This window comes from Candidatus Nitrotoga sp. 1052 (assembly GCF_927312905.1).
GTDB lineage: Bacteria > Pseudomonadota > Gammaproteobacteria > Burkholderiales > Gallionellaceae > Nitrotoga.
Genome location: NZ_CAKMHQ010000033.1, coordinates 21,701 through 34,484, shown reverse-complemented (window position 1 = coordinate 34,484; position 12,784 = coordinate 21,701). Strand labels below are relative to the sequence as shown.

The following is a 12,784-nucleotide window of genomic DNA, read 5'->3' as shown; positions in this document are numbered from 1 at the left end:
AGCTCGCCACCTAAATTCACTTACAAAAGTTGCACTTCAGAGTTGAATCCGCCACAGGATATACACTGCAGATTACATGCCAATGTAAACTTCGGTATCCACCGGAACAAGGTCGAACAGCTCCACAAGGTCGGCATTGCGCATGCGCACACAGCCCTTGGAGCCAGGTTGGCCGAGTTTCGTACTGTCCGGCGTACCGTGAATATATATATAGCGACGCATGGTGTCGCAGGCACCTAAACGGTTGAAACCGACTTCACTGCCAGACAGCCACAATATGCGCGTCAGTATCCAATCACGACCCGGATACTGCGCCCCCAGTTCCGGCGTATAGATTTCGCCGGTAGGTCGACGTCTTACGAACACGGTATTGAGCGGCTGGCTTGCACCGATTTTGGCACGAATGCTGTGCTTGCCGCGCGGCGTGCAATAACTGCCGGATTTCTCACCCACTCCATTAGCAGCTGTAGAAACTGGATAACGATGCAATAGCATGCCTGCATCGTCGAGTAACTCAAGTGTCTGCGTGGCGATATGAATGTTGATTTTTATAATATAACCTTATACGACTGTGTTAATCAGTCTTCCATTTTTAGAAAACAGAGAATTGAATGGGGGAGGAAAGCAGGGAGAAGACATAAAGTTTGCGCGGCCGATTCCTTCTTCTATTAAAAATGGTTACTTCACGGAACCACTTTCTTGTTGTTGCGCGCGACGCGCGGCAAAAAAATCACTCAACACTTGCCCGCATTCTTCAGCAAGTACCCCGGCAGTCATTTCACCGTGATGGTTCAAGCGCCGCTCGGCAAACAGATTAAGCACGCTGCCGCATGCACCGGTTTTAAAATCACTTGCACCAAACACCACACGTGCAATGCGTGCATGGAACATGGCGCCAACACACATTACGCAAGGTTCCAGTGTAACGAATAGTTCACAGCCAATCAGCCGGTAATTGCCCAGATGTTGTGCCGCTTCACGCAGAGCCAGCAACTCGGCATGCGCGGAAGGATCGTGGCGGCTAATCGGCGCATTGCTTCCGCGCCCTATAATAGCGCCGTCCTTCACCACGATGGCGCCCACCGGAACCTCTCCAGATAATTCGGCTTGCCTCGCCAGCGCCAGAGCGACGCGCATAAAATCGTCATCGTTTCTCATCTCATGGATATCTCTAAAAATTCTGAGAACTCGTCTATAGCCAGCTGGTTCGGCTTTTTACTATATAAAGACTCTGTGAATCTAACCTTAATCCGATGGGCATAAAATCTAGATAAGGGAAGTAGCGATCATGCAATAATTAAAAAGTTAGATCACACTGCATTAAGATTCGAGTAGGATTTTTCTGTAACCCACGAAAATTTACAATGAGATATTATAGGTAACTTGCAAGATCTTGAGAATCTTGTTCGAATTTTATAAATTGATTTTAAAAAAAGAAGATTGAATCCGGCATTTGCGGCATTTGAAAGAGCCGCAATCAATTGTAATGGTTTTGCAGGATAATTGATTTTAATTATTAGCGCTCGCTTGAATTAAGCGCAATAACTAATTTAATGAATATGGGGTGACTGATGGGGCTCGAACCCACGACAACCGGAATCACAATCAGATTGTAAAATACATTATTTCAAATGGTTAGCATATTATTTTTGTAAGATCCTACGTCCGCAAAGTCACTATCCATGCGGACACTTTTACGCATCTTACAAAAATAATTGCTCCACCGATATCTGATTCCGCTCGGCGATTTATGCTCTCAGTACATCGCACTGTTTAATTCCAAGTGGGGCAATGCCCTGCTTCTCTGCTTCATCTGTTACCAAAAAATGCTGCGCCACTATGCACAAGACACTGGCCACAAATATAAGCTTTGTCAGTTGAACAGTTCACTATGCGAATCAAGCCGTGCCAATCTCAAAGTATCGGCATCTGGCTTGCGGCAGGTCAGCAGCAGATCTGGCTTGACGTGGCATTCTCGATATCCAGTCCAATCAACACTCAACACATGATTGCCATAATTCTCTGGCAAAGATTGATCGACAAGCAGCAATTTCAAAATCCTAGGCAACAGCGAACCCACATACTTACTGTAGCGCGGCGTTGCCATTACACGCCTTTAATCACACTTGAAGGCTGTTGATCGATCAATCGTCCGCATTCAAATCAGCCATCAATGCATCAACGCTGTCGAAATGCTTGCCCTTGCCTGATTCGAGTTCGGCAATGGCCTTGCGGGTAGTCGCGTTCGGCACTTTTACATCGAAGGGCAAACGGCGCTCATCCGCTATACCTAACATCAGTAAGCAAATAGCATCCGAGATTGATAGCCAATTGCTTCCAGTGCAGCAGCGGCACGTTCCTTAGTGGCAGTATCAATGCGAGCGCGAACGTAGGTGTCAGCGGTACTCATAGCGATTCTCCTTAAAATTGGCTGGCAGAGTTTTGTTGTGGTCACAAAGTGACGACACATCAAATTGTTGTTGGTGCGTTGTTGTAGGTGCGATGCTTTATCGTAATGGACGAGTGTTCTGTTGCCAGTCCATCCAGAACCCTACTGCCCCCAAACGTGCTGTAGTTACTGTGGCCAACCAGATCAACGCAATTACTGATTGTTAGATGTTCTGGAGACGTGCTGGGGACTCGATCTCCCTCAAACTCTTGGTTCCGAACTTGGCGTCCAGCCTGCTTTGTGTGCCTGAATCCGAACAACCAAATGCCCAAAAAAAGAACCAAAGAAAGAATATTCAGGCCTTAAAATGACAGCATGAAACCCAAGCGTTCAGACAAAACCAGATTGAAAATTATTGATAGTCTGTCCGTTCATGTTAAGGGACGGGCCAGGATGTCTGCCTGGTTCTGCGCCATTTGTTTTACATCGTTTGCCACGCCGGGGTGCGCCACTACTTGCCGCCAGTAGTCGCACGCCAAGGGCAACATTTCCCGCCAAATTGCCAAGGGTGGATTGATACCTATTTTGGGCATCGGCAACGCATCGGGGATTTGCCCGGAGGGGCGTGGTGCCAATGACATGGGCAGCATGTCGTACAGGGGCGCAAGCGTAAACTCTGGCACATGTTTGGTCACATCATCGACAAAGAATGAGAGATTGCCGGGGTGCATATCGCTATTACCGATGAGCACGCCAAAGGCAAACAACTTTTGCACTTGCAGATAGGCAGTTTCATTCAGGTGCCCGGACTGTACGAGTGCGGCGGCAATCTTAGGCCAATCGGCAGCCAGCCCGGCAAACTCATCATCGAGCGCCTTGAGCGAAACCACGCAACGGCGGCCACGCTCGCCAATGCGGTCAAAGCGTGGCACCTCCAGAAATAGTTGTTTAGCCACCCCGCCTGTTTCAACCTCCAGTAAATGGCTATGGCTGGTCGGCAGCACCCCATTCAGCGCTTGAAAGGCCAGGTGTTCGCAGATCAACAGGCTGCGCCAGCGGCGCGTCGCGGCGTTGTCCTGCGGCGCGCTAAATTTGACCATGACATGAACCGGTTGGCCGTCGTGCAGGATTTCAATATCGAACTTGGGTTGCTCGCCGCCAGCCGAGGAGCCCACCACCTCGCCCGCCAAGGCGAGGCGCGCGAATTCAGGATATTTCTGCAAACGTTGATCGGCAGGCACCGGCGGCAATGCCCTGTCCACCGTAGTAAAAAGTGCGCCGGTCTGATATATCGAAGCGGCTTCTTCGCCGACCAGCAGATTGCCCGGACAGTCGTGCCCCGTGTTGGCCAATGCCAGTAAAGTTTGGTCGTCGCTCCATCGATTGGGATCGGTAGGCAGACCCAGCAACGGGCCATGAAACCGGGCAAATGCACGACCAAGAAAGCCTTGTGGCCGCATGTCCTGCAAATACCAGGGCAGCCCTTGGTGAAAATCCATCTTCAGTTCATCGGCATGGTTCGCCAGGGTTTCGACCAGATAGGATTCGGGCATCACAGGATGGAGGATTCCCCATTGTTCGAGGTTGCCAGTTGCGCTGATATGGAACAGCGGAAACTTGTCGTGTGCGCCAATTTTGCGCCGCAGCGCATATTGGGTCTGGCGAGCTTTGCCGAAACGGAGAATGGATACTCCAAGCTGCGCAACCATGCGCGAAAGCGTAGGCTGACTGACACCTAGCCGCTCGTATAGCACTCTGGCTGGCTGCGAGCCTTCACGTAGCAGTTGAATGAGGGTGTCGGGCGCAGCCATTTTAGCGTTAACTTTGTCGAATAGATGAATAAATACTGAATGAATTATACATGAATAAATAAAAATACTTACACCTGTTCGGTGTTGTCATTGTATCTGCGCACGCTGCCCAGCCTTGATTGCGGCAAGCAATTCAGCCATATCTTAAATAACTAAATATAAATAATTATTTTATATAGAAACATTTGGAGTGACATTCGGGCGATTTTCGGCCTTGGCTCGATTACTCCGCTAACAGGTCGCTCACGCGATGCGCTCCGAACAGGTTATGATTATCGAAGGCAATGAGAAAGGCGGCAACACGGCGACCAGGGAGTTTTTCGATGTGCTCATCGCCGATTTCGAACGCCTATACGCAAGTGCTCAGCGAACATCACCGCACGTTCCCCGGTTTACACGACCGGTGGCACATATTGAGGAAAAAATGATTGAGGCACCCATTAGCACCCCACCGCAAGCATACATGGACATCATCAGTTCGCTGATCGACAAAGCGCGGGACTTTCTGGAGGCCGGTGAAAAACTTCAGGCATTCGCCTTCGTTGGCAATCTAACCACCAAAGAAATTATCCCGGTGATGATTCATCCTGAAAGCGTCGTGGACAAAGATCAATCTGCGCGGAAGATAAAGTCAGCGGCGTTGGCATTGGATGCTGATTTTGTGTTCGCGATTATGGAAGCATGGACGCTTCGGCCAAACAAAATACAGCAGATGAATGCGATCCTCGACAAGTACGGAAGCATAGGCGCCTCGCCCTACGCGATAGACACGTGCTCGTTTACGTTGGAAACGAGGCATGGGGTGTGGGCCGCACAACCGCAGATAAAGCCCAAGGGAATTTCCAAAAAGAAACGGACAATTGGGGTAGTCGAGTTCCGCTATTTCAAGGAAGTTGAAGGCCGATTTATGCACCTGTTGCCCAAGAAGGAAGACAACGAGCCCCCGACGAGCTTACATTGATGGATGAAGTTGGATTCCTTTTTTTAGTTGGCTCGTAAAGATTGGCAAGCAATTTACTCAAAGCCCAGCCACCCTTTCAAATAGGTTTCACTTGCCGCGCAGCCCAATATCCACAACAATCCGCAGTGGATTTTTAACCACCACCATAAAAGGGAGTAACAGCATGAACCGCAAAGAACTGATCGATGCACTGGCAGACAAGACCGGCAGCACTAAAACGGATGCAGATCGCAATATCGCAGCACTGCTTGAAATCATCTCCGCCACACTAAAAAAAGGCGACAACGTTGCCTTGGTTGGTTTCGGTACGTTCGAAGTGCGCAAGCGCGCAGCTCGTATGGGCCGCAACCCAAAGACTGGAGCAGAGCTTAAGATCAAGGCATCCAAGCAGCCAGCATTCAAGGCTGGGGCTACGCTCAAGGCTACGGTCAACGGCGTCAAAAAGTAATAATGGCAACATAGACCGGTGATAAAAACAGGTCTTCTTCTCAGAACTTGCTGCCAAAGGCGAGGTGGTCGCGTGCCATTCTATTTGGAAATATGGTGATTCTTTTCACAAGCGGCGGTGACAAGAAACCTCAGAGCCGCGATATTGAACGGGCAATCCGATTGCTTAAAGACTGGGAGAAAGGAAATAGCTAAAACTCAATCTTGATAGACCCGTGTCGTGCCCAGCCACCGTTGGGAAAGTATGATCGTTACGGTTACGGGGTGTGTTTCTGCCTCCCCCCGATGTGGGATGCCCAGCGGGCGTGGCTCGAATAGCAATGTGGACAACTCCGGTCGCTAAAGCTAGAATGCCAACAGGCGCCCTCCTTACTTGCACACGAGTAAAAAAAGGCATGTTGTCTTTCTGTCATCGAAAACTTATCTTTGAGCCTCGTCGTCGGGGACTTAAACGTGTGCGTCTGACCCGAAATCGGCGTGGCATTAAGAAAGGTTCGTCATGACAATCAAAGAACTCGCATACTCTGCGCAGCAGCATCTTCATACCCGTACTGGCAGCTCCTTCAAGCGAGCCCACATCTACGAGTTACTGGCAGCCTTGTTTGGCTTCAACTCCTACGCTGCACTGAGCGCCGAGGCCGTTTTCACGCGGCGGCGACAAGTCTCGAAATATTCCTCGAAGCACAACTCTGCCATCAGGCAGCGATGCGTCGAGCTGGGATATCAGCCAGCGACAGCAGATGTCGCCTCATCCGAGTTAACTGCCTTCGTTGCAGAACGTCAGATCGAAGTCATAAGGCTTTCAGATTTGGTGGTCGAACTGCGCGGCGAATCGCCGTTCCTGTCTGACCCCCGCGACGAGGAGTTTTCGCCGATCCTGATGGATGGGCTTGGAGCTGCGGCCAGCAAGGGCATTGAGCTTGCTCACTACGCGCTGGCACTGATCCACGCTCCCAACGAGTATGACGGTCACCAGGAGGTCGGTAGCTCTTACTTGTATTCCCAGGCACAGCAAGGTCGTGTACTCACTGGCGTGGAAAAGGAATGGGCCGAAGCCCACGAGGCTCGTCTTACTCAAGCCGAAAAGTACACCCGCCATCTCCGAGAGGCTGGTCGACTGGGCAATCAGCACGCGCTTCTCGACTTGGCGGAAAGCTTTGACGACCCGTCCTTCTTCGAGCAGCCGCGTCGCGATGTTGACGCAGACCCAGCGGCAGTTGCCGCTATCGCAGAACGCATGGGGCGTGCTGCTGATGCCAAGCATTGGCTGACTGTTGCTGCCGAGAGCGGGGATACAGATGCCATACTCCAGCTCATTGAGGAACACGATCAAGGTGATCTGCTCCGATGCTGGACGTGGGTGTATCTCTCGAAGCTGGTTGGAACGGATCTGACCGAGGACGCTCACTACGCGATCAACGAGGATGGTTCGGAATACGACGATGACGTCGGCGGTCCAGTCTATGTCGCAGGTCGCGACAGTATAGTTCTCGAACCACTCAGTGCAGAGCAAGACGCCACTGCCAGGTTTGCCGCGCTGGATATGTTTGAGAAGATTCAACGGACTGGTGAGGTGAGGCAGCTGGCGTAGCATCTGGACGGAGGGCATTGCCACCCAGATGTTCTCTCCGGTAGCCAATGCAGCAATCCAACTGCTTGATTCGTCCGCGCGTAGCCTATTGTTGCTTATGGCTATGAATGGGGCCATTGCGGACTTCTGGTCTGTTTCAGGGAACGGGTCGGAACGAGGAATGCCCAGGAGAGAGTGAAGTGTGACCATGAACGGCTAATGCGGGTGGCGAAGTCCGCAGGCGCTCGCAGGAACCCGCACAGGTACGCTGGATCTGGCGCGAGCAGGATCAAGTAGGCGGCAGGGTCACCCCTGCCGTCCTCCCACAACACCGGACGTAAAGATCACGTATCCGGTGTTTCCTGACTACTGGGCTTCCCCAGCAAGCTTCGTCCCGTTCGACGTGTCGCCTGTCTGCCAAAGGCACCTACAGCCACCTTCGGAACTTCCGGCTCCTCCAGTCTAGCCGTAGGCCCTCTGTTACCAGAGGCTTCTACCCTGACCGCGCAGAGAAAACCAGTTCAATCTGACCACCTTCATCAGACTCTGCATAACGAACATATGCACACTCAAAATCAGCGTGCTCTTTCATGCCCATGGCCAGAAACGCAGCTGGCATTGCCACCGTCACAAGACCAAGTGGCTTACTTATGACACACCTCCCCTGCTTTCGCAGATTGAGTGCCTGCTTTAAGTATCTTGTCGGCTGCTGAAAAAACCCGTGATGCGCTTTTTTTGCTGAATTCATCGGATCTCTCCTTTGAACCCAGCCAGCCCTGAATGTAGTCACGACTTTCTTCAAGCCCCGGCAATCCAAGTGTTGCACAACACAGATAAGCCACCGCTTCCGCTTCGGCCTCCTTGATGTCTTTCTGCATCAAATCGCCGTCCGCCATCTGCGCCTCTTTCGAGTGCATCAGGCAGTGAGCCATTTCGTGGAAAATCGTCTTCCACGGCATCAGCGCTACGGGAGACACGGAAATCTGTTTCTTGTTGGGAATGGAATACCCTTGCGTGTTTCCATCCATCAACTCAAAACGTTGTTCCGTGATTCCCAGACCGAACAAGGCCTGCTCCTTGTTCCACTCTGGAATCATCACTTCGTTGATGTAGTCCGCGCCCTCTGTTTGATCCAAAGAAAACCAGTTGTTTTTCAGCACAAACATCGTACGTCCTGAACTTCTGACTTCCTTGGTGTTGTCATTGGATCCAGCACCGTTTTCAACCTCATCATTGGACTTGGCTTTGACGGTAACAGGCATGACCAATGCTATTGCCTTCTCGCCTTTCTTCACGCATCGCCCCAATTGTTTCCATTTATTGAAGGAAGCGATCGGAGACAGTGGCAGCCCCTTGACGGTTAATTGCATAGCAGCGAGGATGGCATTGCCAAGGCTGTAATCATGAAATACCGAGTACGCCTCAGAAACCTTTCCTGGGCAGGAAAGGGCATCCGAAAACAATTTGCCCCAGTTGGCGCGATTTGATTTTTCTTGCATGGTGTTCTCCTATTCATGAAAAAAAACGGAGACACCATGCCCCTTGCGGGAAGGTACCCCCGCTGAGGTTGAAAAAATCTCTAATTTTGATACGCCAAATGTGCTTTTCGATTTACCAAATAAATTTCCACATAGGCTTCCAGTATTGCCTGCGGTGTATCGAGCCGCTTGATGATGGCATCAACAGTATGTTTAGCCAGATCAGCAAGGTCCTGCTCTCGTTTGCAAACAGGACATTCCTTTGCGTTGTACACATCGGAATGCATAAATTTCCAGGACGAGTTGCATTGATCGCAATACACCTTTTTTTTCCATCTTTTCAGAAATGGCACACTCATATCAAACCTCGTTCGGCAAAAGACAATGCCTCTTGCTCGCCGATCACAATGTGATCGAGAACTCGAACATCTACCAATCCAAGCGCTTGCTTTAGTGCTTCAGTTAGCGAGCGGTCGGCACTGCTGGGCTCTGCCACCCCTGAAGGATGGTTGTGGCTCAGCATTACCGCTGCCGCGTTGTGAATCAAGGCGCGTTTGACAACCTCGCGTGGATACACACTGGTTTGTGTCAGCGTTCCGTGAAATAGCTCTTCCGAAGCGATAAGACGATGCTGTGCATCTAGAAACAGCACCATAAATACTTCCTGCTGCCGTCCACCTAATACCAGCCTCAAGTAATCCTTGACCACCTGTGGTGCAGTAAAGGATACGGGGTGGTTGTGGATGTCCTCTTCGAGTGCGCGCACAAACAACTCCTTGGCTGCCGAGATGATAGGTGCGGGCACATACGGAGCTTCATTTTCGCAAACCATTTCCTGACGATTTGCACGCATTCCAAATAAAACGGAAAGTGGAACTTGTGATAGCTTTTTAGCCATCCTTTTTCCAACCAGTACGGACAACAAGTCAGGTGTGCTGCAATTTTGGATATTCATTTTGTGTCTCCTTTAAATAAAGAAAGGGACACAAACCCTTGGCGGGGACGTGTCCCCGCTGGGTAGTTATGACGATTGCTCGTCTTCTGTTTGTTTTGATTGGTCAGCCGCCAATTTCAACTCAAGGCATAGCCATGAGAATGAATTCTCTTTTTATGGCGCACTCATCGAATGCGTCATAAAAAGCCCCGCAAGCGAGGTAAAACCACCTTGGGCAGGCATGTCCATGAGACTGAGCTGCTTACCGTGCGGCAGATTTTTTGATGATTGCCTGATAGGCATTGCTATTGATAACATCCAGCCAGTCAACAGATTTCATCCCTTGCGGAATATCTGTGTCAGGTAGCTTGATGCTGGCCTTTACGCCTTCTTTCCATAAGCGTTTTACCAGTGACTTCGCCGAACTTAATCCGTGACCTTCTGGATGAATCATGGAAGGCCGGTCTTTGTCAGCATAGATCACCACATCAACACCTTTTGGCGGCACGAAGTTTTCCAGCAAGTAGGCGTTTCCAGCAGCCCATACAGGCACATTGAAAGCACCTATGATGGCCAGTGCTGTTTCGATGCCCTCTGTAACTGCCAATACCTTGCTGCTGCCCTGCACCGCTATCCTCATCGCGCCAAATAAATTGTCGGCGCAGTGCCGCATCATTTTTTTGGGTGATTGGATATTTGCTTTCGCGCCATCGTGTGCAATGTAGGTGCGATGAACGGTCGAAGGACAACCGTTTGCATCGCACACCATCGTGACAATGGCGGGATACGTGTTGACCAGCTTTCCCTTTTCGAAATACTCAAGTGAAGGGACAAAGCGGATCACCTTGCTATCAATTTTTCGATAGTCGATCTGCCCGATTCCACGGTTTGCAAAATACAACCTTGCTGCCCGCGCTTCGAGGGAGGTCAGAGGAATGCTGGCTTTCCACACATGATTCAGAGAATCACGAATGTCTTGCCTGTTCTCCTCTTTTTTGACACACACTTTTTTGACTGGCAGGGGCGTGTAATGCCTCTCGCCGCTTCCCAATAACATGTCATGTATGGCGCGGTGGGTAGTGAGAAAATCCCACCCATTCGCCCACATGAGTAGCGTATATCCATCGTGATGGATGCCGCATGTGTTGCACACACCGCCGCCTGTCGCATCAAAATCCCGAAACAGCCGGAATCCATCTGTCCCGCCATGCACGGGGCACGGCACATGATTCGGTGTGCGCTCTACTGCCTGACCAAGATGCGGGGCGAGCGACGCAACAATATTTGCCCAGCGTCCTGCGGCCAACAACTTCAGTTCTTTCGCTTCCATGATGCCTCCTTGGTATATCCCGCACGGGACACACCAGAGCACCCAACGGGATGTTCAGGTGTGTCCCGTGTGGGCGGGTGGTTGTAAAACCACCGGCAAAGAAGCACCCCATGGGGGATGATTCCCCCGGTGGGTGGTTGAGTTTTAGAAAGATCCCTCGTCAAAAAAAGTCCATCGTCAAATTCAGGCTTTGGGCCTGTCTTTGTGGTTTTGCCATTGTGGTTTTGCCTTTGTTAGCAGCGGACGCAGCAGGTGCTGCAACGCGCGACTCACCATCCGTCTTGTTGCCACCGAGCATTTTCATCTCGGAGACAATAATTTTTGTGACGTAACGATCCTCTCAGACTTTCTGATATTTCCCAGAGAGGAACGATGTCCCCGTGAGAGTGATTAAACCAGGCTGCCTTGTTCAATAATCGCGTCTTTGCATGTGCGATACTCGCGCAGAGCGACCTCAAGCTCCGCATCTTCCAGATCCACTTCGGCACGGATATAGATCTCATCCAATGCTTCAACAGTACTGGCTGATTTCAAAGCCGCGACAACCTTGTCCAGCTTTTCGAGTTTGCTCAGTTCATTTGCCGATTGCGGTTGGCTCTCGGTTTTGCCGGGCGCTTTTTCTTTGATCTCCACTGCCTCATCCACGACATCAACCGGCGCGTAACTGCCGTCGATCACATCGTTCAGATTCAGATTTTGACCTTGCCCTGCATGCGCTTTTTCATCCATCGCCAGTGCCGTTGCCAGCTCGGGTGATTTAGGCAAGAACTTGCAGATGCGCCGAATGGCCGTTTTCAGCCCCATCGCTACAAAGTCGGTATCCCAGACGGATTCCTTTTTGTACTTCTTGGCTGCCTGGTAGCCGCGACTGCCATCACGGATGCTTTCAACTTCTTTGCGGCCCATTGCGACAAACGTCCTGCTATCATCTTTGAGAACGCCTACCGCATAGAAGCCAACCACCTCTCCGCGTTCTTCATCAGACGCGGGAAAGCCACCCGGTGCAGTCAGCGGTTCATGCTCCAGGCTTCGTTCCATGCCGAGCTTTAGCGCGAACGTGTCGTTCATGCGTACCTCGTGTGCATAGATGTCCTGTACCAATCCACTCTGACGCGCCAGCTTCATCAATCCGGTGTAACCCGGAATGAGTTGGCATTGGTTGCCAAACGGGACAAGGTGAGCTTCGCCCATGAGCCCGACTTCAAGTCCAAGTTGCGAGGACTGGATGACGGCAGCAAACACACTACGCGGATCGCACTCACCCAGCTTCGGGGTCATGCGAAACGCCGTGAGCGCAATACGTGCCATGCGATCAGGATTGATGTGCTTGGGCAGCGCGCGGGCGATTTCTCCCTTGAACTGTTCAAGCATTGCCGGGAAGCCTTGGGGTTGCTCGTTCTGGGCTGCGGCGGTACGATTGATGTTTTTGAGTGCTTGTAATGACATGGTGTTTTTCCTTTTTGTTAACACAAAAAACGGAGACACCACGCCCCATAGGGACAAAGGATGTCCCCGTGGGATTGCTTGAATCGAACCGGTTGCCAGAAACGATGCTTAATGCTGTTTTACCTTTCGGCAAGGTCAGCCGCCTTTTTCACGTCACTGCATTACGCAGCAACTTGAATTTTCTTTCGCACCATCTTCTTCTTTTCAGTCAGAACAGGAAAGGCTAATCCGCGCCGAATGAATGTGGGTATCTCAAGCTCTGCCCAGTTTGGCTCGTTTGTCATTGATGCTGCCGAAGTCCTGGTTGCAGGCTTTGCTCTCATGCGTGGTTTGATACATACCATCACAGCTCGAATGGCCGAATAAACCGCCCACGCCAGCATTAACAAGATAAAAATTCCCATTTTGTGTCTCCTCA

General features: G+C 50.9%; 14 protein-coding genes. 3 read left to right on the top strand and 11 right to left on the bottom strand.

What is annotated here, in order from left to right; genetic code table 11:
• Window positions 1–72 precede the first annotated feature (72 nt).
• The 5 genes from MJ768_RS07620 to yjjJ all read right to left on the bottom strand — a co-directional run bounded on the left by MJ768_RS07620 (window position 73) and on the right by yjjJ (window position 4,200).
• Window positions 73–552 carry a L,D-transpeptidase gene (locus tag MJ768_RS07620; RefSeq protein WP_239289784.1) on the bottom strand — a complete coding sequence of 160 codons (480 nt, stop codon included), beginning with the start codon at window positions 550–552 and terminating at the stop codon, window positions 73–75.
• Between the two features lie 126 nt (window positions 553–678).
• Window positions 679–1,158 carry a tRNA adenosine(34) deaminase TadA gene (gene tadA, locus MJ768_RS07615; RefSeq protein ID WP_239289783.1) on the bottom strand — a complete coding sequence of 160 codons (480 nt, stop codon included), beginning with the start codon at window positions 1,156–1,158 and terminating at the stop codon, window positions 679–681.
• 715 nt (window positions 1,159–1,873) lie between these two features.
• Window positions 1,874–2,107 (bottom strand): type II toxin-antitoxin system YafQ family toxin, encoded by a 234-nt coding sequence (locus MJ768_RS15150; RefSeq protein WP_256449837.1) that lies wholly within the window; start codon window positions 2,105–2,107, stop codon window positions 1,874–1,876.
• A gap of 37 nt (window positions 2,108–2,144) precedes the next feature.
• A complete protein-coding gene (locus tag MJ768_RS15375) occupies window positions 2,145–2,297 on the bottom strand; it encodes a type II toxin-antitoxin system RelB/DinJ family antitoxin (protein WP_445082977.1) in 153 nt (50 codons plus the stop codon).
• Between the two features lie 523 nt (window positions 2,298–2,820).
• On the bottom strand, window positions 2,821–4,200 hold the full coding sequence (yjjJ, locus tag MJ768_RS07600) for a type II toxin-antitoxin system HipA family toxin YjjJ (protein ID WP_239289781.1): 1,380 nt from the start codon (window positions 4,198–4,200) through the stop codon (window positions 2,821–2,823).
• A 250-nt stretch (window positions 4,201–4,450) separates the two neighbouring features.
• Between yjjJ and MJ768_RS07595 the strand changes: the two genes are divergently transcribed.
• The 3 genes from MJ768_RS07595 to MJ768_RS07585 all read left to right on the top strand — a co-directional run bounded on the left by MJ768_RS07595 (window position 4,451) and on the right by MJ768_RS07585 (window position 7,199).
• Complete coding sequence (locus tag MJ768_RS07595) at window positions 4,451–5,161, top strand: hypothetical protein (RefSeq protein WP_239289779.1); 711 nt, start codon at window positions 4,451–4,453, stop codon at window positions 5,159–5,161.
• A gap of 163 nt (window positions 5,162–5,324) precedes the next feature.
• On the top strand, window positions 5,325–5,609 hold the full coding sequence (locus MJ768_RS07590; RefSeq protein ID WP_239289777.1) for an HU family DNA-binding protein: 285 nt from the start codon (window positions 5,325–5,327) through the stop codon (window positions 5,607–5,609).
• A gap of 597 nt (window positions 5,610–6,206) precedes the next feature.
• A complete protein-coding gene (locus MJ768_RS07585) occupies window positions 6,207–7,199 on the top strand; it encodes a hypothetical protein (protein WP_239289775.1) in 993 nt (330 codons plus the stop codon).
• A 623-nt stretch (window positions 7,200–7,822) separates the two neighbouring features.
• Here MJ768_RS07585 and MJ768_RS07580 read toward each other — a convergent pair.
• The 6 genes from MJ768_RS07580 to MJ768_RS07555 all read right to left on the bottom strand — a co-directional run bounded on the left by MJ768_RS07580 (window position 7,823) and on the right by MJ768_RS07555 (window position 12,770).
• On the bottom strand, window positions 7,823–8,677 hold the full coding sequence (locus tag MJ768_RS07580; RefSeq protein WP_239289773.1) for an ArdC-like ssDNA-binding domain-containing protein: 855 nt from the start codon (window positions 8,675–8,677) through the stop codon (window positions 7,823–7,825).
• A gap of 80 nt (window positions 8,678–8,757) precedes the next feature.
• On the bottom strand, window positions 8,758–8,943 hold the full coding sequence (locus MJ768_RS07575) for a hypothetical protein (protein ID WP_239289763.1): 186 nt from the start codon (window positions 8,941–8,943) through the stop codon (window positions 8,758–8,760).
• A gap of 68 nt (window positions 8,944–9,011) precedes the next feature.
• On the bottom strand, window positions 9,012–9,611 hold the full coding sequence (gene radC / locus MJ768_RS07570) for a RadC family protein (protein ID WP_445082976.1): 600 nt from the start codon (window positions 9,609–9,611) through the stop codon (window positions 9,012–9,014).
• Window positions 9,612–9,852: 241 nt separating this feature from the next.
• The gene (locus MJ768_RS07565) at window positions 9,853–10,920 is read right to left on the bottom strand and encodes a DUF7146 domain-containing protein (RefSeq protein ID WP_239289761.1); all 1,068 of its coding nucleotides are present in this window, start codon (window positions 10,918–10,920) and stop codon (window positions 9,853–9,855) included.
• 390 nt (window positions 10,921–11,310) lie between these two features.
• The gene (locus MJ768_RS07560; protein ID WP_239289759.1) at window positions 11,311–12,366 is read right to left on the bottom strand and encodes a recombinase RecT; all 1,056 of its coding nucleotides are present in this window, start codon (window positions 12,364–12,366) and stop codon (window positions 11,311–11,313) included.
• Window positions 12,367–12,527: 161 nt separating this feature from the next.
• Window positions 12,528–12,770: a hypothetical protein gene (locus MJ768_RS07555; protein ID WP_239289757.1), complete on the bottom strand. Its 243-nt coding sequence runs from the start codon at window positions 12,768–12,770 to the stop codon at window positions 12,528–12,530.
• Window positions 12,771–12,784: the final 14 nt, after the last annotated feature.

Excerpts from the sequence above, each read along its gene's own strand:
- radC (WP_445082976.1), bottom strand. The coding sequence starts at position 9,611 with ATGAATATCCAAAATTGCAGCACACCTGACTTGTTGTCCGTACTGGTT.
- yjjJ (WP_239289781.1), bottom strand. The coding sequence starts at position 4,200 with ATGGCTGCGCCCGACACCCTCATTCAACTGCTACGTGAAGGCTCGCAG.
- MJ768_RS07560 (WP_239289759.1), bottom strand. The coding sequence starts at position 12,366 with ATGTCATTACAAGCACTCAAAAACATCAATCGTACCGCCGCAGCCCAG.
- MJ768_RS07565 (WP_239289761.1), bottom strand. The coding sequence starts at position 10,920 with ATGGAAGCGAAAGAACTGAAGTTGTTGGCCGCAGGACGCTGGGCAAAT.
- MJ768_RS07555 (WP_239289757.1), bottom strand. The coding sequence starts at position 12,770 with ATGGGAATTTTTATCTTGTTAATGCTGGCGTGGGCGGTTTATTCGGCC.
- MJ768_RS07595 (WP_239289779.1), top strand. The coding sequence starts at position 4,451 with ATGCGCTCCGAACAGGTTATGATTATCGAAGGCAATGAGAAAGGCGGC.
- MJ768_RS07590 (WP_239289777.1), top strand. The coding sequence starts at position 5,325 with ATGAACCGCAAAGAACTGATCGATGCACTGGCAGACAAGACCGGCAGC.
- MJ768_RS15375 (WP_445082977.1), bottom strand. The coding sequence starts at position 2,297 with ATGTTAGGTATAGCGGATGAGCGCCGTTTGCCCTTCGATGTAAAAGTG.
- tadA (WP_239289783.1), bottom strand. The coding sequence starts at position 1,158 with ATGAGAAACGATGACGATTTTATGCGCGTCGCTCTGGCGCTGGCGAGG.
- MJ768_RS15150 (WP_256449837.1), bottom strand. The coding sequence starts at position 2,107 with ATGGCAACGCCGCGCTACAGTAAGTATGTGGGTTCGCTGTTGCCTAGG.
- MJ768_RS07575 (WP_239289763.1), bottom strand. The coding sequence starts at position 8,943 with ATGCATTCCGATGTGTACAACGCAAAGGAATGTCCTGTTTGCAAACGA.
- MJ768_RS07580 (WP_239289773.1), bottom strand. The coding sequence starts at position 8,677 with ATGCAAGAAAAATCAAATCGCGCCAACTGGGGCAAATTGTTTTCGGAT.